The organism is Citrobacter sp. XY323 (assembly GCF_025106035.1).
In the GTDB taxonomy this organism is placed as follows: Bacteria; Pseudomonadota; Gammaproteobacteria; order Enterobacterales; family Enterobacteriaceae; genus Citrobacter; species Citrobacter braakii.
Map to the genome: position 1 here is coordinate 45,629 of NZ_JANYUK010000020.1, position 18,462 is coordinate 64,090.

Sequence of the window (18,462 nt, forward strand, 5' to 3'; positions counted from 1 at the left end):
ATGGGGCGTAAAGGTATTCAATTAAAGCATGCAGAAGTGGTCATTACAAATGAGTCTATCTCGTCAGTAAGTGCTGAGCAGCAGCAGAATGGCGAATGGACATGCTTTATTACCTTTTATAATTCTGATTCGATGCAAATCGAGGAAGTGTATATCGAAAAGCAGCGGGACGGAATGAGAACCTGGGCAGATCCGAGGAAGATGTTTGATTTCATGTATACGAAATTTGGCATAACAGACGGACAATTTAAAATTTGCGAACATAGAGAGAAAAGTTAATGAAAGCTAAAAGTAAACAAGTTGCTGTGAATGTTTTAGTACTTGCGGTTGCTATTGCACTACCGGAGTTAGCTATGGCGGCAGGAGTCAATAAATCAGATTCAGGCCTAAATTCACTTAACACATGGTTGAGTTCGATTTTCCCAATCATTGCTGGTCTCGGCGGTGTTATTACATTTATTTTGTATATGTTCGGTCAGATAGGGAAGCAGATCTTCCAGCAGTTATTAACTGGTCTGATCGGCGCGGGTAGTATTTCATGGATTATTAGCCTCTTCTTATAAAAACGGAGGGGGGGGATGAATAAACCTTATAGTTTCTACAAAGGAGCGGCTCGTGCCGCTCTCGTCTACGGTATACCTCGAAATGTTTTCTTGGTCACTTTCGGTCTATTAATTTGCCTCGGTTTAGCTATTTGGAAAGGATTGTGGTTTCTAGCCCCTGTAATTTATGTTTTCCTTTTCAAAGTATACAGAAAAGATCCTGATGGATTGCAGTTACTAATGCTAAGCCTACAAACGACATTCATACACGCATTAAAAGATGGTAAAGAACAGGGTTATGAAACTGAGGACTTTACCGAACATAAAGAACATTTGAAGTAGGTGAATTATGATAGAGAATTTGATGGCGTTTCGGAAGAAAACGCCGGGTTCATCACATCTGCCTTTTGCTTATCATTTAACTGATAAGATAGTAACCTTGAAACAATGTGAATTTATGACTCTTATCAAAATTCAAGGTCGCTCTCATAAGACTACAGATGCTGAAGATATCTTTAGCTGGTTAGAAAACCTTAATACGGTATCAAGGTCTTTTGTTTCTCCACACGTCGATATGCTTTCTTATGTTATTCGACGTAGCGAAGCAGAATATCCAGAGAGTAAATTTGATAATTACTTCACCACTGAATTTGATAGAAAATATAAAACAAAATTCACCGATACTAAAAACAACACATTGATGGTGAATGATTTATATTTAGCGCTTGTATATAAGCCATATGGTAGTGATTTTCTCTCTGGTATAAGGAAGCAGGGGGCTAAAGGCAGGGAAGCAATTGCCGTATTGCATGAGGAATCGGCTAAAGAACTTGAGGCTATAACTGAAAAAATGGTTTCGGCATTAAGTTCGTATAATTGCCGGGTGTGTGGAGTTTATCAGGAAGATGGAGTTGGCGGTGCGGAAGCAATTTCGAAGCCAGTTTTATATTCTGAACCTCTAGAAGTTATGGGCTATATTTTCAATGGTCGTAAGGTTCGCGTTCCGCTCACTAAAGAGCGGTTAAGTAATACCATCGTACAGTCTCAGGTTAAGTTTAGCTTGAACGCTGATCTTGGTATTCGCCGCAGTACAGAAGGTCATGAATATATCGGTATCTGTGGTATATCTGACTATGATCCTGATACATGGCCGGGGCAGTTTGATCTCCTTTTGGAAAGTGAGTTTCCTTATGTAATGGTAAACAGCTTTGTGCCCGTTACTGACCGTAGCGCTAAATCATTTCTGAGTAATCACAAAAAGTTTTTGCGCGAATCTAATGATGTAGGTGAAACCCAAATTAAAGAGATTGATGAAGCTCTTGACCAGATCACCAGTGGCAGGTTCGGAATGGGGCATCATCATTTATCTATCATGGTGGCCGACAGCGATGTTAAAGAAGTTAAAAAGCGCATGGAGTCGGTTGCAAAAGACCTCTCCAGTCATGGGATCATCGTAAAACCACATACACAAGCCCTTGAAGCAGCATTTTGGGCGCAGTTTCCATCTAACCGGAAGTATCGTCCTAAGCCTAAGCCTGCAACAACGCTTAATTTTTGGTGCTTCTCGTCGTTCCATAACTTTATGCGCGGTAAGTTAAATGGAAATCCTTGGGGTGATGCGGTTGCTGTATTTAAAACGGAATCAAAAACCCCTATTAATTTCAACTTCCATGAATCACCACTTAATCAAGACTCGTTTGGTGATCGGCCTGTCGGCCATACAGGAATATTTGGTAAAACAGGTGCAGGTAAAACAACACTTTTCTGTTTCTTGTTGGCAATGGCGACTAAGTATAGACCGAACGGTGTGATTTTTGACAAAGACAGGGGTATGGAAGTCCTGATTCGTTCTATCAATGGTGTATATAACTCGGTTACATGGGGTGTACCTACTGGATGGAACCCCTTCCAAATGGAGCCTACAGAGAAAAACATCTATTTCTTAAAGGAGCTAACTAAGGATTTAGCCGTCAAAGCTTCTGGCGCAGTGCTGACAAAAAAAGATAATGATGAAGTAGATTTGGCTGTAGATACAATAATGCGAGAAGAAAAGCACCTCCGTTCTTTGCGGCATCTGAAACAAATGCTTCCAGATGGTGATGAAGATAGGGTGTCTGTGGGGGGCATGCTGGAAAAATGGATTACAGGCGATTTGAAATGGGTCTTTAATAATGCAACTGATAACCTCTCATTGAGTCGTGGTATTTATGGTTTTGACACAACCAGTTTCCTCGATAATGACATTGTACGAGAACCTATTCTTAAATATCTAATGCATAGAGGTAATGCATTGATTGATGGAGTTACACCATTCATTTTAGGATTTGAAGAGTGCTGGAAGCTTACTAAAGATAAGTTCTTTATTGATTTAATTCAGGACAAACTTAAAACAATCCGTAAGGAAAATGGCATCGTTATCTTTAGTACTCAAGAGCCAAATGATGTTCTTAGTTCTGAAATTGGTGCAACGTTTGCTGCTTCATTATCTACGATACTCTGTTTGCGTAACGATAAGGCAAATGAAGAACATTATAAATTATTGAAGCTGTCTGATGTGGAAATCTCGATCCTTAAAAGATGGGCTGAGGATGATTATAAGTTTATAATTAAGCAAGGGGCTATATCTTCCATAGCTGAATTTGATTTCTCAGAATATAAGAATGAAGAAATGCAGGTTCTATCATCCGATAAAGCTAAGGCCGATGTTGCGTTAGAAGCAATAGCAGAAACGTCAAGTGATCCTAAAGACTGGCTTTCTGTTTACTATCAGAAAATTAAAAAAATTCGCGAGGGTAAAAGATATGAAACTGTCTAAATGCTCAATATTTCTTTGTGTAGCTCTTACATGTGGTAGTGCAAATGCCGGAGGTATTCCGGTGTTTGATGCTGCCGGACTCGCACAAGCGTTGCAAACGGTTGTTCAATTAAAACAACAGATAGATGAAATAAAAGGGCTTCGTTCTCAGTTAGAGGGCATTCGTAATATGGGGGATTTATTAAACCAACCTGAATTACGTAATTATCTTCCTACTGATTGGAAAGGCGTTTATGACCAGGTTAAAAATGGAGGTTATAAAGGGCTTGATGGTTCATTTAATGCAATAGAGGATGCAGAAAGCGTTGCTGGTAAGTCCTCTGAAATGGCAGCATTGAAAAAAAGACAATGGGAAAATTCTGTTGCTAACAAGTCAATGGGGGAAGCTGCTTATAGTGCTGCGTTAAAACGCCTTGATAATATTGAATCATTAGGTCGGCAGATTAACGCTACTCAGGATGCTAAAGCGTCTATGGATCTCCAGGCAAGAATCCAACAGGAACAAGCGCTGATTCAAAATGAAACTTCAAGATTGCAACTTATAAGTATGCTACAGCAAGCTGAGCATAATATTACGATTGAGAAGGAGAGGCAGATACAGAAGAATATCTGGTCGAGCGATAAACCCATGCCAAGGTTTTAATCTTTTTTGCATGCAAAAAATGGAGCGTTAAATGGCTCAATTTACTTTTTTTACTGACCTTGAAAAAAACATTGATGATATGGTGGTGACAATCGTCAATTCTATATCTGATAACGCTCTGACATATTTTTTGCCAGTTGTTCAAACTGGATTGTCAATATCACTTCTGTGGTTTTCCTTAATGATATTTTTAGGGAACTATGATAATCCAGTTAATGATTGGATCAAAAAATTGACCGTAATCGCCATAGTTGTTTTTGTTGCCGGAGCGGGGGGGTTATATCAACGGGAGTTGGTAAGTACTATCTTAGGCTTACCATCAGAGTTAGCATCTGCACTGATTGATTCTAATAGTCCTGGAATGAACGTACTGGACATTGCAGCAGAGCAATCAGTGAATAAGGCTGGGGAAATATTTAGCTTAATTGGGTACTCTCCTGAGTCGTGGCTGAATGCGTTAGTTGGTGTAGCGCTTATCATAAGCTCTATGTTCCTGATTGCTACAACAGCTATTTTCTTTTTTATCTCAAAGGTTGTTGTTGCTGTTCTTGCGGGGCTTGGTTTTATTTTCATATTTACGCTTCTGTGGGAACCGTTGAGAAATTTTTTCAACAATTGGGCAAACCAAATTATCCACTATTCATTAATGCTGGTTTTAAGTGCTCTGTTTTTCAGTTTCTTAATGGGTATGTACACAAGGTTGGTAAATCAATTTACAGTTGGTGAAGCTAATATGCTTTATACAACATTTGCTATCGTTTGTTTTAGTTATATTGGCTATCGACTCTTAAATGAAATACCTAAGCTGTGTCAGGCACTATCAAATGGGATAGCAATTGCTTCGTTAGCTAAAGCCGGGAGTAGTAATGCACCCTCTAGTAATACCCCCTCAAATACACCGAGTAAGAATAGTGGCGGCGGCGGCGGTGGTGGAAGTCCTGGGGAATTAAAAAATCCAGTATCTTCTGCATCAGCACCATTCAGAGGTAAATAATAATTAGCCCGGCTTTCCGGGCTAAATTTATTAAATCAAAATTGCAATTATGATTTAATTGAATATAATGTTTATATTCAATGGGGGATAGTTTATGCGTAAAACTGAAAGTACAAAAGAAGCTGTAAAAGAATTTGTGAAAGAAGCCAATGATGCTGAAATTGATGTTGTATTACTTTTGCAAAAATCAAATAAACGGCATCGTATGGCTAGTGTTGGTTTCTTTGTTTTAGCCGCATTAAGTCTTGTTGCTTTAGCTTCATTAGTTCCTCTCAAGGATAAAGAACCATATCTTTTAGAGCTTGATAAAAGTACCGGAAGCGTTAATTCTCTGAGCGTTTTAACACCTGACCAAATAACTGGCAATGAAGCTGTTATGGATTACTTTATCCGTAAGTACGTTACTGGCCGTGAGGGTTATAATTATTCGCTTATTCAAATAGCTTATGATCAAACTATGGCAATGTCAGATGATAGTGTTGGCGGGGAGTATGATAATCAATTCGGCAAAAAAGATTCTATTGATAAACGCTATCAAGGGAATCTCGAAATTGTAGTTGATAATTTAACAACAAGCGTTGACCTTCAAAACCAAAAGGCGGTTATTCGCTTTTCTAAGACATTTAAAGAAAATAATCGTGAGCCAATTACTCAATATTGGTCGGCAGAGCTTTCTTATCATATTAGCACTGATGTTATGAAAGGAAGTAAACGAGGGATTAACCCTATGGGAATAATTGTAGATGGTTATCGTTCATCTCAGGAATTTAGCCGATGAAATTCAAAAAGTTATACCTTGTTTGTCTCTTATTTATCTCGCCATTATCTTCCTATGCGTTGGACGTTCCGGTTGGTTCTGCTTATGATTCGAGAATCAAGACGGTGATGTATAATTCTGATGATGTAACAAAGGTTGATAGTGTGATTGGCGTTGCAACCCATATTATTCTTGATGCTAATGAAACTTATCTTACGCATGCTTTTGGTGATAGTGATGCCTGGCAGTTTAGTTATAAGAAAAATCATTATTTTATCAAGCCTAAAGCAGAAAATGGCGATACAAATCTTACGATTGTCACTGACAAGCGTGTTTACAACTTTGATATAAGATACCACTTCGAGGAGTACTTGAAGGGTTCTAAAGGGAAAAGAACGTTTGATAATAAAATGACTTTCCAGATCCAGTTTAAATATCCAGAGGTAGAGGCCAAAAAGAAAAAAGATGCTGATGATGAAGTTCAGCGTAAAAATGAATTTAATAAGCTTCTTGCAAAAGGGGTAAATCTTAAATACACGATTAATGGGGAGAAGAAACTTGCCCCGATGAATGTATGGGACACTCAAGGGTTTACATATTTTAAGTTCGCTCCAGGTCAAGATATTCCGACAATAAGCGCTGTTGATTCTTTAGGTAATGAGTCCAAAGTAACTAAGCACCAAGAGGGTTTGAATAGTGAGATTGTTGTTGTTCATAGGATAAGTCGTGAGTTCCGTTTGAGATTGGGGACTTCTGTTGCTGGCGTCTATAACGAAAATGATGGCCGTCAACCAGTTTACGAAAACTATACAGGAACAGTATCTGACAAATACAAGAGGGTGATTATCAATGAGCAATAAAGAAATTGATCCATTAGCTGAACTTGAAAAAGAAAACTCTAATATTGATGGTTCAGTTGCACGGCGAAAAATTAAAGGTGGAGGTAACAAACTATTTAGTGCTTTAGCATTAATTCTTGCTGTGATCTGTGCTGGTTCATACTTTCTTTTCGCGAACTTTAAGAAGGCCGAGCCGGAACTAAAAAGTACAGATGTTGTTCCACAAAGAGAGAAGCTTAGGCGTAAGTTTGAGGTCGAAAAGCCTGTCCCTGAAACCCCTGCTCCTGTTGAGGTGAAGGTAGATCAACCTGCTGCGGGGGATTCCGGGAAAGATGAAAGTCAGCCGGATGTTGTTTTGGACAAAGACGGGTTAACCCCTGAACAAGCAGCACAAAAGCGGCGTTTGGGATCTGCTTTTGGAGGTGGTGAAGAAGCGGATAATAGCCAGTCGGAGAGTAAGTCAGATAGTAAAGACTTGGGTGATAGTGACAACGCGCTTTCTAAGTCTCTTAGTGCTATCAAAACGGTATCTGTTAAAGCAACGGCACGTAAGAGCCTTGATTTAATCCTGACGCGAGGAAACACAATTCCTTGTGCTTTGGATAGGAACATTGATTCTAATGTACCAGGCCAGCTTACATGTCACACAATACAGGACGTATATTCATCGTCTGGAAAGGTGCTACTGATGGAGCGTAACACTCAATTTACAGGCAGTTTTCAGGGGGGGGTAGCGCAAGGGCAGACTCGTATTTTCGCAACATGGGATCGGATAGAAACACCGAAGGGTGTCTTTATGGAAATCAGCGCCCCAGCGGTAGGTGCTATGGGTGAAGCTGGTATTGATGGTGTGCTAGATACTCAGTTTGGGACGCGTTTTTATAACACTATCTTACTAAGTACTATCCAGGACGTTATTGGTAATGCGTCAACGCATCTGGCGAAATCCAATACCAATAGTAATAGTGTAAATGTAGATAATACCACTCAAGCAACCAATGATATTGCTGTGGAAACACTCAAGAATAATATCAATATACCAAATATTATCAGGAAAAATTCAGGGGAAATTGTTGGTATTGATGTAATGCAGGATATGGATTTTAGCTCTGTATATAAGCTTGAGAAAAACTGAGGATTGTTTATGTCTGATAACGACAGTATATATGATCAGGATGAGGCCGAGTTGCTCTTGTCTCTTATTAAACCTTTCGAGAGCGCAATGTCTGATCCTGATGTAACTGAAATTATGTTTAATGTACCTGGTGAGTATTGGACTAAAGGTAAAGACGGAACTGTTAAAGTTGAATGCCCTGATATAACAACTAAGAAAATGATTTCGATCAATCGTTCAATTGCTGTTTATAACAAATCAAAAGAGCAAGCATTGAGTTACTTTCAGATGCCGGGAGGCGAGCGGTGTACAATTATACAACCACCCGCTTGCTTAAATGGTTACATGGGACTAATCATCCGTAAGTTCATTGAAAAATCATTTACATTACAACAGATAGTTGAACAAGGTGCATTTGAATCCGTTCAAAACACTTCGTTTAATTTGCTTACGGATGATGAAATTTTAGAGAGAAAAGACCGTAGAGATTTCAATAGAATTGAAGCAGTGGACGCCCAACTGCTTATGTACCTCAATCATGGTCAATATAAAGATTTTTTTGAGTACGCAATTAAGCATAAGAAGAATATCGTTATTTCTGGTGCGACGGGTTCAGGTAAAACTACGTTCATGCGTGCGTTAATAGAGTCAGTTGACCGCAGTGAACGAATCATAACGATGGAGGATGTTAACGAGCTTAAACTTGAATCCTTTCCAAATAAGCTACCGCTTATTTTTGGACGTGGAGAGGGGCGAATTAATCCTCAGCAGTTGCTTGAAGCATGTATGAGGGCGACACCTGATAGAATATTCTTGGCAGAATTACGCGGATATGAAACGTGGCACTATCTAATGTCTTTGAATACTGGACATCCAGGGTCAATTACGTCAGTTCATTCTGGTACTGCATACCGTGCATTTCAACGAATTGCGACACTAGCTATGCAATCAGAAGATGCGCGGTCGCTCGGTTTTGAAGTAATTAGAAACGAAGTGTATACAACGATTGATATTGTTGTTCAAATGCATAATAGAAAAGTTACAGAGATATTTTTCGATCCTATTTATGTTGCTAATCTTAAAAATCAAAATTGAAATATTGATTTAATTGATATAGAATGTTTATATTCTCGTTAGGATGCATACTATGACCTATAAAAAGCTAGTGTTGTTAACTGCATCTGCCATTACCTTAATGGGTTGCAGCAGTAAACCACCTGAACTTCCTAAGCCAGAGGGTGAGCGTATTGCGTTAAATCAGATGGGTATTCCTGCGGAACTGGCTATTGAAATTAATAGACAGTCCTATAAGGCGGCAGAATCAAATAAAACAGCCGTTAAGCCAGTGGTATCTACATTAACGCCTGTAGCCACAAATGCTAATGGTTTTTTGCATGCAAAAAATACGCAGGATGTAGCAAAAACTACGTCAAAGCCCGTTGTTAATACAGGTTCTACTAAAGTAGCTGGTACTGTAATTACAACCGCAAATAGTAATGGTGGTAAAAATCCATTTACCGGGGCTTCTAAAGCTGTTGAACAAAAAACTAATAGCATCGTATCACCGAAAATGTCAGCACCTATTGTTGTAACGGCAAACACACCTGCTTCTACTGCTGTTAATACCAATAAGAGTGTTAGTGTTGCTAGTGCAGCGCCTAAGCCAGCTAATATCATTAATCCTGTTCCCATTAAGTTACAACCAATAGGTAAACAATGGGGTGCTAAATCAGGGGAAACATTGAAGGGGGTGGTTAATCGCTGGACAGAAGGTGAGTTCTGTTCAGGGGCTAATAAATGGCAAGTTGTTTGGCCTGTTTTGATTGACTATCGAATAGATTCCCCATTGAGTTTTAATGGTAGTTATTTTGAAGTTCTGAATAAATTATTTGATTTATACAGAAAAGCAGATACTCCATTGTTTGTCGATGTATATAAATCTCAGTGCATAATTTCCGTATCTGATAAGCCTAATCAGACAAAATAGGGTTTTAAAATGAAATATAATCTTTTAGCTAAATGTATAGCTTTATCCTTTGTTTTGTCTGGATGCAGCATCAGCAGAATTAATGACACTATGGATAAAGCTGAATCAAATAATCAAATTGCCACAAAAGCAATGACTGATTTTACCGTAAATCGCCCTTCGGTAGTTTACAAAGATGAACAGTGGATTAATCCACAACCTTTAAAATTCAATCCAGAGGATGTACCACCGCCTGAGCTAACTTGTAAGGTTGCGTATAAACCAGTACGCCCTGTTGATATTTATCAGTTCGCGCAGGATGTTACCACGCTGTGTCATGTTCCTGTTCGTATCACTCCAGATGTTGCCATGTTGCTTTCTGGTCAAGGTGGTGGCAATGGCAGCACTCAGCAATTGTCTGCTGTTCCTCCCCCGGTTCTTGACAGTAACAACATGGTTTCTTTGCAATCACTCAATTCCCCTTCATCCACTGCTACATCTGGCCGTAGCATGGGAACGCGCTTCATCACCGACTTTGTTTATGAAGGGAATGGGAAAGGCTTGATGGATGCTGGGGCTTCTCGCTTCGGTGTCTCATGGAAATATGAGAATAATGCAATCACCATTTTCTATCTCGAAACGAAACGTTTTCAGATTGATGCAACTGATGCGAAAACTAAACTCTATTCATTAGTTAAAAGCGGGATTTCAACGCAGTCAGGTACGTCAAACTCTTCTTCTGGAAGTTCGGGGTCTGGCGGTGTGAGTGGCGATTCTGGCTCAAACTCAAATACGGAAGTTCAGTTAGAGAACGATCTTTATGGTGATATTAAAACCACTGCACAAAGCATGCTAACACCCGGTGTTGGTCGATTAAGCATGAATAATACTTCTGGTGCGATTGTTGTTACTGACGTACCAGATGTTGTGCGTAATATCGGGAACTATCTTAATAGCGAAAACTCTTCGCTCAGTAAACAAGTAAAATTGAGTGTTAAAATCTACACCATTAATCTTAATAGAAATGATGAATTGGGGGTTAATTGGAATCTTGTCTGGAATAGCTTATCAGGTAAGTACGGCATTTCACTGGCTAACTCTTTCCCTTCAAGCACTGATGCGATCAGTGGAGGTTTTCAGGTATTAGATACTGCTACTGGTTCGGCAAAGCAGTTTGCGGGATCTGATGTGCTGTTTAAAGCACTTTCTGAGCAGGTTAAAGTATCTGATGTTAAAACCAACAATATCATGACAACTAACCTTGCTGCCGTGCCAGTTCAGGTGGCTAGCCAAGTTACATATTTACAAAGTGTAACGTCAGAGCAAACAAGTAACGTAGGTACTTCTGGTTCATTAAATCCGGGGTCGGTAACTACGGGTACTAATATTACAATTTTACCTAAAATAGCCCCGGACAGTAGCAAGATCATGCTGACTATGTTTATGGATATATCCAACCTTAAACAGATTCGACAGATTAATAATGCTGATAAAACTAATCTTATTGAAGCACCGGATGTAGATTCTAACTCTATTAACCAAAGGGTTTGGCTGAAACCTAACCAGACCATTGTTATGAGTGGTTTTGAACAAGAAGTTAGTGATGCAACTAAACAAGGGGTAGGAGATCCGAATAATATTATTTTCGGTGGCGGTATGAACGGTAAAAACAGCAAACGTATGTTTGTCATTTCTATAACCCCGGTTATCTCGTAAGGCTGCGCTATGAATGATGAATCGCAAATCCAGCATAAAAAAATCAAAGTCATTACAGTAAATGGAAACAACTTTGCTGTAGGACTTGATTGGAAAGCGCTTAACAATGCCCGTAAGCATATGAAGGAGGCAAAAGAATACGGGAAAAAAAATGGGCTTGATGTTGTAGCTATAAAAAAAGGTGATTTTATTCAAGCTGGGTTTGCGCCGAAACAAGCTAAAAGCATTAAAGGGATGTATTCTCTAGCACTGAGCCTCGTTTCTATCATTCCTGGTGCGTGGATAGGGGTATTTCCTATCCACGGTAATGATGAAGATTCTGACCAGTATATTCTTGTCGCGTCTGGAGATAACGGCGCTGTCATTCCTTGGACTGATGTTGTAGTAGATAAAGCTGATATTAAGAAGCTTGTTGATGGGTTGAAGAATGACCTTCATGATCCAGAACGCAATGAGCAGGTAAGCGTTATCGGTGATATTTCTTTCCCCTGGGTGACTCAAGAAGCAAACCTTAGTGATGTTTTAACTTCTGATGTTTTGAAGAAAGATTATAAGTTAAAACCTCTCACATTTGGGCTGACGCGCAAACAAATTGTTTATATATTTATCTTGTTAGCTGTAGCAATTGCAGCACTTCTTGCAATCAATTATTATTTAGAACAGCAAGCTATTGAGGCTGAGAGACTTAGACAAGCTGAAATAGCTAGGCAAGAAGAAATAAATAAGCAAGCAAAATATAAGATGATGATGGAAAGTTTAAAACATCCTTGGATTGAAAAACCAAGTGTTTATGATTTCATTGTCGCATGCGATATTGCAATAAAATCTATTCCATTATCAATAGAAGGGTGGAGACCTGTTTTGGTTGACTGTGAAAATAACCAAAATTCATCTTCAAAAGATAACGCTGTAATGCAGCTTGTTCCTGTTTATAATCGTGGGGGCGAAAGTACTGCCAACTCTGATAGTTTTGCCAAAAAAGTGCGGGAACTATTTAATACAGAGCCAGTCTTTAATATAAAGGATAGTACAGTAGCTTCTTTCATCTTACCTGTACAATCTAAAAAGAACGGTGATGATCCGCTTGAACCTATGTCAGAGCGGATAATTATGTTATCAACTGTTCTTCAAAAACATGGTATTGGGTATAATTATGTAGAAAATGTCCAAAAAGTAGAAACTACTGATGAAACTATTCCTCCTCCTGATTGGAGCGAGATTAAGTTTAGCTATGACTCGTCTATTACACCGCGTCTTATTTTTAAAACTTTAGCCTTGGACGGGATTAGGCTGAACAGAATTACTTATAAGATTAATAATGCGGAAGGTGAAACCAATTACAGTGTGGAAGGTACAGTATATGGCAAAAAATAACAGTTTTGCATGCAAAAAAATCATCGGTTTTATTTTATCTTTTCTTTTTTCATTACCGTCCTTTGCTCAGGATGTAAAGACTTTAGGCGACCTTGATGTTATTAATGCCGACACAACTATTTACAAGGCTATTGCGGCGCGTAAAAAGGCTCAATTAGAAGCTGAGAATCCCGAGATTCAAGCATCGCAAGTATCTCAATCGCCTTCAATGGGGATGCCTGGATATTCTCAGCCGCCAGCGACAACTGTTGTTAGAACTGATTCATTGCCAACAGTACTTCGTATTATGAATAAGCTAGTTCAATTAAAATATCCAGATGGTACAACTGATTGGAAAAGAGCAGGTGAAATGCTTCCGGGTGGTTATCAATTATCGACTGTCTCTGTTACAGGGGTTTGGGTTAACTCGATAAAAGATAATAAAAAATCTCTATTAAAAGATGAGGCTAATTAAATGGAAGAATATTTCTCTATTTCCAGTCAGTATGGGTTGTCTGATATTAACCCTAGTCCTTTTTTGGTCGAGAATATGCTTATTGCTACAAATGGAGAAAATCGAACTCTTTATGTAGTTAAAGACCATAAGCTTCATCCAGAAGTTATGGACTATCGCCAGCTTTTCTTTAAGCAATGGCCTCAGACTATATGGGAACCTATAGCGAAATCTAAGCTTATAGAGTTACAGCAGCGTAATGATGTGTTTACTTCTAAAGAAGAGCACTCAGATTTACAAGCTGATATTGTTCATACTTTCGAAGTTGCAGCAAAGCGTCGTGCTTCTGATATTCACATTCGCGTAGGAAATAAATACACTAAAATTTTCTTCCGAATTGATCAGAAACTTGTTTTTTATACTGACCTTGTAGACGATAAAGGCGTTCGCTTCGTGCAAGCCCTTTATCAGACTATGTGTGAAGGGCGCACCGCGCCTACATTTACTTTTTCTGAACCAGTTGATGCAAAGGTCAAAGAGTCACACGTCGAAAGCTTAGGCTTGAATGGTGGGCGTCTGGCAACCCGCCCGACAGATGAAAAAGGACTCATTGTAATTCGTCTGTTACGTAAAAATAATAAATCTCTAACTCTTCGTGAGTTAGGTGTTACTGACGAACAGGAGCGAATCTTACAGCGCGTAATTAGTAAACCCTCTGGTGTTGTTTTCATGAGTGGCCCGACTAACTCAGGTAAAAGTACTCTTGCAAAATGTATGGCTGAAATCGTTACTTCACGCGATCCTGGGATTCATCTACTGACCGTTGAAGATCCTATAGAGTCTACAATTGCCGGTGCTGTTCAGACACCTTTGATTTGCATTGATAGGGGCACTCCGGGCGCATTATCCAAAGCGTGGGGTGATGCAATTGCGAATCTCATGCGTTTAGATCCAGACCAAATTTATATTGGTGAGGTGAGGGATTTCACTTCTGCCACTGGCGCTATCTCTGCTGCCCAAACGGGGCAGAAAGTGTATACCACTATTCACACGCACAATCCAATCGACATTATCCCTCGACTGAAAAGCTTTAATGTGGATATGGATTTAATTACGGATTCTTCATTGCTCACATGTTTGATAGGTCAACGTCTGGCTCCTTTATTATGTGAACATTGTAAACAGGCTTATGTAAAACATTCGCATAAAGTTGATCCAGTTTATCGTGAGTTAATTGAAACGCATTGTATTCCGAGTGGTGTGTATATAGCCAATGAAGAAGGGTGTGAACACTGTAATCATACAGGCTATAAAGGTATGACAGGCATTTATGAAATTATCGAAACTAACGCTAATTTCATGCAAATTTTCCAGACTAAAGGTAAGCTCGCGGCGTATGAATATTGGTATCAGCAAGGAGGCCAAACATTAGCAGCTAATGCTATTAGTCTTATTAATCAGGGCAAGATTGATCCTGTTTACTCTCATAGTAATGTGAGTAGCCTCGATCGTGATATTCAAATGTTTACTGATGAAATTCGCAACTCTGTAACCTCAAAACTTAAAGTGGCTTGATATGAACGGATTTAATAGGTTTATAACTAGAGCTACATTCAATGCAAGTGATCGCATTGAATTATACGACAACTTTAGACAATACCTTCTTGATGGTGTTGAAGTTGATGTTGTCTACTCACGTTTAATTGAAAGTTATACTAGGCGAGGTAAAAAACCTAATCACCCCATTGCGGAGATCCTGCGTGAATGTTCTTCTCATTTAGCTACAGGTAGCACTCTGGCTGAATCTTTAGCAGAGTGGATTCCAGAATCTGAGCGAAGTGTCATAGAGGCTAGTGATGCTGTTAATGCTACAGCCGATGGGTTCTATCGTGCTGAAAAAATGGCTAAAGATTTAAAGAGAATGAAATCATCTATGTTTGGTGCTGTTGCGATGCTTTTATTTATGTTTCTATGTTTCTTTACTTTGTTGGCAATGATATGTTCAATGCTAATTCCTTATATATTACAAACCACCCCTTTATATATGTGGGGGAGCGCTCAAAAAGTTATTTATTATTTCTATGTTTTTATTTCTGAATTTTGGTATATTGCAATAGCAGCAGTGCTGGCAACGATTTATTTAGTTGTTTATTCTCTTCCACGATGGACGGGAAATGGTCGTTACCATGCAGATAAGTTTTTACCATATTCAATTTATAGAACTCTAAATGGAGCTATATTTGTATCAAACGTTGATGCTATGCTTTCATCCGGTATTCCATTGCGTGATGCGCTATTGAAAATTAAAGGTAGCTCTCGTAGTAAATGGTTGATTGAACGTATTGATGGTGCTTTGATTGGATTATCTCATGGTGAGGGTAATCTAGGGGCTGCACTCGATTCAAGTGGATATGACTTCCCTAGTGAAGATGCAATAATTAAATTATGCAGTGTTTTCGACACATCTAATAAGAGCGGATCGTTAACCAGTTTTAGTGACCGTTGGCAAGAGTCAACTATTTCGGCCTTAGAAAAGGCCAGTAAATCAATTCAGGTTATGGGGATGTTGGGGTGTGCATTCGGTATTATAGGTGTTTGCTTTATTCTCTCTCCATTAATTACAGCGATGTTTAATGTTTAGTATCTAAAGGGGTAGTTTATGAAAAGTATGAAGAAAGGTGTTTGGCAAATTGGTGATGGTGTCGGCGGTTGGGCAATGGGTATCGCAGGGCTTGTAGCTGTAGCCTCTATCATCGGTTGGGCAATGCTCAAGCCTAATACAGCATCTGAAATTCAGGGTATTACCACGATCATGCAGGAGATGCGTCAGCTACGAAACTCCACTGGTTATGGCACATCTGACTATGTACCAGCTCTTGCAGGATCACTTGGTAAATCCGTTACTGTTACTTCTGGTAAGCTTTATAATAAATCCGGTGGCGATATTACAGTTGTCGGTGCGGGAGTCGGGTTTACGGTTACTACAACAAAATTAAGTCAATCTGACTGCATCAAACTTGCTACAACGCTTAGCGGGGCTGATGTTACCACAACAAAAATCAATAATGGTTCTTCTTTCACTGGTGAAGTTCCTACTGTAAGTGCTCAAACAGCATGTACAGCGGGTAATACTAACAGCCTTGCTTTCACTACTAGCTCATAAAACAATATGAAAAGAAAGCTTAACGAAACTTTGTTCACCGATATTTATATTGGTGAACATTATATGGAGGTCAAGGGGTTGTTTGGTGCGGGCGTTCTGCTCGCACCTGCGCCTGATGATATTCTTGAAGATATTAATGAACTCAAGGATGTTTGTTATTCAAAACATAATGAAAGTGGGAGAACAGAGTTTTCTGTTCGACATGATGGTGTCATTTATCGTGTAACTCTATCAAAAAATACTATTGGTGAAATTAATTATGTAATTCGCCAAACTCAAAATAAAATCATTCCGGCTTCGGAAGTAGGCATACCTCCTTTTGTCTTAGATTTAATTGTTAATCCTTCGACTGTTGGACTTGTTTTAGTGTCAGGTAAAATGGGGGTAGGTAAAACAACAACGGCAGCCTCTGTTCTTAGTTTCAGAACTTCCCAAGCTGGAAGTCTTTCAGTTGCTATTGAAGATCCTATTGAAACTTTGCTCGATGGCCGTCATGGTGATGGTCGGTGCATACAGCTTGAAATCGGTGAGCACGAAGGGTATTCCTCTGCTTTAAAGAAAGCTATGCGAATGGGGGTTAGTAATCTATTAATCGGTGAAATTCGTGATGCTGATACTGCGCATGAAGCACTGAAAGCATCTATTAATGGGATGTTCGTAATTGCTACTATTCATGCAAATAGTATTATTGATGCTATAGAGCGATTTGATATTCTATGTTCAGAAAAGAATACTAACTCTAAATCTATTATTTCACGTTCTCTTTGTGCTGTTATGCACCAGACGATGGATTACGTGGAACGTAACGGTGCGGTAGTGGATAGAAATGTTAACATCACTGCATTTCATGCGCAGAATGAAAATGAGAGGCAAAAAATAAGAACTAAAATTTCATCTGGTGATTTTTTAGGGTTAAATGAAATTATTAAAAACCTCAATCAACAAAGAACAAACAATACGCGAGGGAATTATTAATGAAAAATATGAAAAAAGGCGTTTGGCAAATTGGTGATGGGGTAGGGGGATGGGCATTAGGTATTGCAGGTTTAGCTATGTTAGTTATCCCTACACTTTTTTATTTTTCAAACGACCAGTCATATTCTAATGCGGCGCAGCATGCAACAAGAGTTTCAAATGCTGCTGAGAAATTTATTTCTGATAATGCGGCTACTATATCTGCGGGGGCTACGCCTACAGCACCTTATGTTTTTAATACGCAAACTTTGATTGATAATGGTTATTTACCAACCGGGTTTGCTCCTAAAAACACCTTTAGTCAAGATTATCAAATAAGAGTTTTAGAGCCTACTGCTAACAAGTTTCAAACATTAGTTGTGACTATTAATGGTCAAGCCCTTAGTGATTCAGCAGCGCGTAAAATTGCTACACGAATTGGAGCCGATGGGGGCTTTGTTGATAAAGGTATCGCTAAAGGTTCTTTAGGCGCTTGGACTCAAGATTTGGCTCCGTTCGGTGTATCTCCTGGTAATGGACATATTGCTATCGCTCAGTTTTATAAAAACACCGTTAGTTCAAATGATTACCTGTATCGAAAGTCTGTGCCTGGTCATCCTGAACTAAACACTATGAGTACAGCCTTGAACATGGGGGGGAATGATGTTTCGCATGCAAAAAATATAGATGCATCAGGAAACGTCATTTCAAGCGCTACGGTACAGGGCGCGGCAGTTAACTCTACCGGAAACATGACTGCAACAGGTACTGTAACCGCGCAAACGACGAATACGGCTGGAGAAACGTATACGGGGGGATGGTTCCGTACTCGCGGTGATACTGGTTGGTATAGTGAGAAATGGGGTGGCGGTTTTCATATGACGGATTCTTCATGGATTCGCGCTTATCAAAACAAGGGTATTTATACAGGTGGTCAAGTTCAAGCTGGTACTGTTCAGTCCAATGGCCGTATGACTGCAAATGAGTTTTTGCAGATCAATGGAGTTGCCACTGCGGGGTGGGGATGTTCCCCAAATGGGCTTGTAGGTCGCGATGCAGCGGGTGGCATACTTTCCTGTCAATCCGGTGCGTGGGCATCCAGCACAAACTACAACGGAAGTTACTCTTCACTCGGAGCATTTATTTCAACTT

The 18,462-nt window shown here is 39.4% G+C and carries 19 protein-coding genes; all 19 read left to right on the plus strand.

Features of this window, described 5'->3' with window-relative positions; translation table 11 throughout:
• On the plus strand, positions 1–279 hold the full coding sequence (locus N0B36_RS22970) for a hypothetical protein (RefSeq protein WP_109862472.1): 279 nt from the start codon (positions 1–3) through the stop codon (positions 277–279).
• On the plus strand, positions 279–563 hold the full coding sequence (locus N0B36_RS22975; protein ID WP_109862473.1) for a TrbC/VirB2 family protein: 285 nt from the start codon (positions 279–281) through the stop codon (positions 561–563). The genes N0B36_RS22970 and N0B36_RS22975 overlap by 1 nt, the downstream gene beginning before the upstream one ends.
• 15 nt (positions 564–578) lie before the next feature.
• Positions 579–884, plus strand: coding sequence for a VirB3 family type IV secretion system protein (locus N0B36_RS22980; protein ID WP_109862474.1), 306 nt, complete (start codon positions 579–581; stop codon positions 882–884).
• Between the two features lie 7 nt (positions 885–891).
• Entirely contained in the window at positions 892–3,357 is a 2,466-nt protein-coding gene (locus N0B36_RS22985; protein WP_109862475.1) for a VirB4 family type IV secretion/conjugal transfer ATPase, read from the plus strand.
• Positions 3,344–4,000, plus strand: a complete 657-nt coding sequence (gene virB5 / locus N0B36_RS22990; protein ID WP_109862476.1) for a P-type DNA transfer protein VirB5 — start codon at positions 3,344–3,346, stop codon at positions 3,998–4,000. The genes N0B36_RS22985 and virB5 overlap by 14 nt, the downstream gene beginning before the upstream one ends.
• Positions 4,001–4,031: 31 nt before the next feature.
• Positions 4,032–4,994 (plus strand): type IV secretion system protein, encoded by a 963-nt coding sequence (locus N0B36_RS22995; RefSeq protein ID WP_109862477.1) that lies wholly within the window; start codon positions 4,032–4,034, stop codon positions 4,992–4,994.
• A 94-nt stretch (positions 4,995–5,088) separates the two neighbouring features.
• Positions 5,089–5,772 carry a virB8 family protein gene (locus tag N0B36_RS23000; RefSeq protein ID WP_109862478.1) on the plus strand — a complete coding sequence of 228 codons (684 nt, stop codon included), beginning with the start codon at positions 5,089–5,091 and terminating at the stop codon, positions 5,770–5,772.
• On the plus strand, positions 5,769–6,611 hold the full coding sequence (gene virB9 / locus N0B36_RS23005) for a P-type conjugative transfer protein VirB9 (protein WP_109862479.1): 843 nt from the start codon (positions 5,769–5,771) through the stop codon (positions 6,609–6,611). The genes N0B36_RS23000 and virB9 overlap by 4 nt, the downstream gene beginning before the upstream one ends.
• Positions 6,601–7,725, plus strand: a complete 1,125-nt coding sequence (locus N0B36_RS23010; protein ID WP_109862480.1) for a TrbI/VirB10 family protein — start codon at positions 6,601–6,603, stop codon at positions 7,723–7,725. The genes virB9 and N0B36_RS23010 overlap by 11 nt, the downstream gene beginning before the upstream one ends.
• 9 nt (positions 7,726–7,734) lie before the next feature.
• Entirely contained in the window at positions 7,735–8,799 is a 1,065-nt protein-coding gene (gene virB11, locus N0B36_RS23015; RefSeq protein WP_109862481.1) for a P-type DNA transfer ATPase VirB11, read from the plus strand.
• Between the two features lie 52 nt (positions 8,800–8,851).
• Positions 8,852–9,691, plus strand: coding sequence for a toxin co-regulated pilus biosynthesis Q family protein (locus tag N0B36_RS23020; RefSeq protein WP_181654464.1), 840 nt, complete (start codon positions 8,852–8,854; stop codon positions 9,689–9,691).
• Positions 9,692–9,700: 9 nt separating this feature from the next.
• Entirely contained in the window at positions 9,701–11,386 is a 1,686-nt protein-coding gene (locus tag N0B36_RS23025) for a PilN family type IVB pilus formation outer membrane protein (RefSeq protein ID WP_119918913.1), read from the plus strand.
• Positions 11,387–11,395: 9 nt separating this feature from the next.
• Positions 11,396–12,760: a type 4b pilus protein PilO2 gene (pilO2, locus tag N0B36_RS23030; RefSeq protein ID WP_119918914.1), complete on the plus strand. Its 1,365-nt coding sequence runs from the start codon at positions 11,396–11,398 to the stop codon at positions 12,758–12,760.
• Entirely contained in the window at positions 12,747–13,214 is a 468-nt protein-coding gene (pilP, locus tag N0B36_RS23035; RefSeq protein ID WP_181654465.1) for a type IV pilus biogenesis protein PilP, read from the plus strand. The genes pilO2 and pilP overlap by 14 nt, the downstream gene beginning before the upstream one ends.
• Positions 13,215–14,768: a GspE/PulE family protein gene (locus tag N0B36_RS23040; protein ID WP_222214641.1), complete on the plus strand. Its 1,554-nt coding sequence runs from the start codon at positions 13,215–13,217 to the stop codon at positions 14,766–14,768.
• Position 14,769: 1 nt separating this feature from the next.
• Complete coding sequence (locus tag N0B36_RS23045) at positions 14,770–15,834, plus strand: type II secretion system F family protein (RefSeq protein ID WP_109862487.1); 1,065 nt, start codon at positions 14,770–14,772, stop codon at positions 15,832–15,834.
• Positions 15,835–15,852: 18 nt separating this feature from the next.
• On the plus strand, positions 15,853–16,356 hold the full coding sequence (locus N0B36_RS23050) for a type 4 pilus major pilin (protein ID WP_109862488.1): 504 nt from the start codon (positions 15,853–15,855) through the stop codon (positions 16,354–16,356).
• A 6-nt stretch (positions 16,357–16,362) separates the two neighbouring features.
• Positions 16,363–17,331 carry an ATPase, T2SS/T4P/T4SS family gene (locus tag N0B36_RS23055; protein ID WP_119918917.1) on the plus strand — a complete coding sequence of 323 codons (969 nt, stop codon included), beginning with the start codon at positions 16,363–16,365 and terminating at the stop codon, positions 17,329–17,331.
• A partial coding sequence (gene pilV / locus N0B36_RS23060) for a shufflon system plasmid conjugative transfer pilus tip adhesin PilV (protein ID WP_259689272.1) occupies positions 17,331–18,462 on the plus strand: 1,132 nt, incomplete at its 3' end. The genes N0B36_RS23055 and pilV, both read left to right, overlap by 1 nt.

Excerpts from the sequence above, each read along its gene's own strand:
- N0B36_RS23010 (WP_109862480.1), top strand. The coding sequence starts at position 6,601 with ATGAGCAATAAAGAAATTGATCCATTAGCTGAACTTGAAAAAGAAAAC.
- N0B36_RS23050 (WP_109862488.1), top strand. The coding sequence starts at position 15,853 with ATGAAAAGTATGAAGAAAGGTGTTTGGCAAATTGGTGATGGTGTCGGC.
- N0B36_RS23055 (WP_119918917.1), top strand. The coding sequence starts at position 16,363 with ATGAAAAGAAAGCTTAACGAAACTTTGTTCACCGATATTTATATTGGT.
- N0B36_RS22995 (WP_109862477.1), top strand. The coding sequence starts at position 4,032 with ATGGCTCAATTTACTTTTTTTACTGACCTTGAAAAAAACATTGATGAT.
- N0B36_RS23025 (WP_119918913.1), top strand. The coding sequence starts at position 9,701 with ATGAAATATAATCTTTTAGCTAAATGTATAGCTTTATCCTTTGTTTTG.
- N0B36_RS22980 (WP_109862474.1), top strand. The coding sequence starts at position 579 with ATGAATAAACCTTATAGTTTCTACAAAGGAGCGGCTCGTGCCGCTCTC.
- N0B36_RS23045 (WP_109862487.1), top strand. The coding sequence starts at position 14,770 with ATGAACGGATTTAATAGGTTTATAACTAGAGCTACATTCAATGCAAGT.
- virB9 (WP_109862479.1), top strand. The coding sequence starts at position 5,769 with ATGAAATTCAAAAAGTTATACCTTGTTTGTCTCTTATTTATCTCGCCA.
- pilO2 (WP_119918914.1), top strand. The coding sequence starts at position 11,396 with ATGAATGATGAATCGCAAATCCAGCATAAAAAAATCAAAGTCATTACA.
- virB11 (WP_109862481.1), top strand. The coding sequence starts at position 7,735 with ATGTCTGATAACGACAGTATATATGATCAGGATGAGGCCGAGTTGCTC.
- virB5 (WP_109862476.1), top strand. The coding sequence starts at position 3,344 with ATGAAACTGTCTAAATGCTCAATATTTCTTTGTGTAGCTCTTACATGT.
- N0B36_RS23020 (WP_181654464.1), top strand. The coding sequence starts at position 8,852 with ATGACCTATAAAAAGCTAGTGTTGTTAACTGCATCTGCCATTACCTTA.
- N0B36_RS22970 (WP_109862472.1), top strand. The coding sequence starts at position 1 with ATGGGGCGTAAAGGTATTCAATTAAAGCATGCAGAAGTGGTCATTACA.
- N0B36_RS22985 (WP_109862475.1), top strand. The coding sequence starts at position 892 with ATGATAGAGAATTTGATGGCGTTTCGGAAGAAAACGCCGGGTTCATCA.
- N0B36_RS22975 (WP_109862473.1), top strand. The coding sequence starts at position 279 with ATGAAAGCTAAAAGTAAACAAGTTGCTGTGAATGTTTTAGTACTTGCG.
- pilP (WP_181654465.1), top strand. The coding sequence starts at position 12,747 with ATGGCAAAAAATAACAGTTTTGCATGCAAAAAAATCATCGGTTTTATT.
- N0B36_RS23000 (WP_109862478.1), top strand. The coding sequence starts at position 5,089 with ATGCGTAAAACTGAAAGTACAAAAGAAGCTGTAAAAGAATTTGTGAAA.
- N0B36_RS23040 (WP_222214641.1), top strand. The coding sequence starts at position 13,215 with ATGGAAGAATATTTCTCTATTTCCAGTCAGTATGGGTTGTCTGATATT.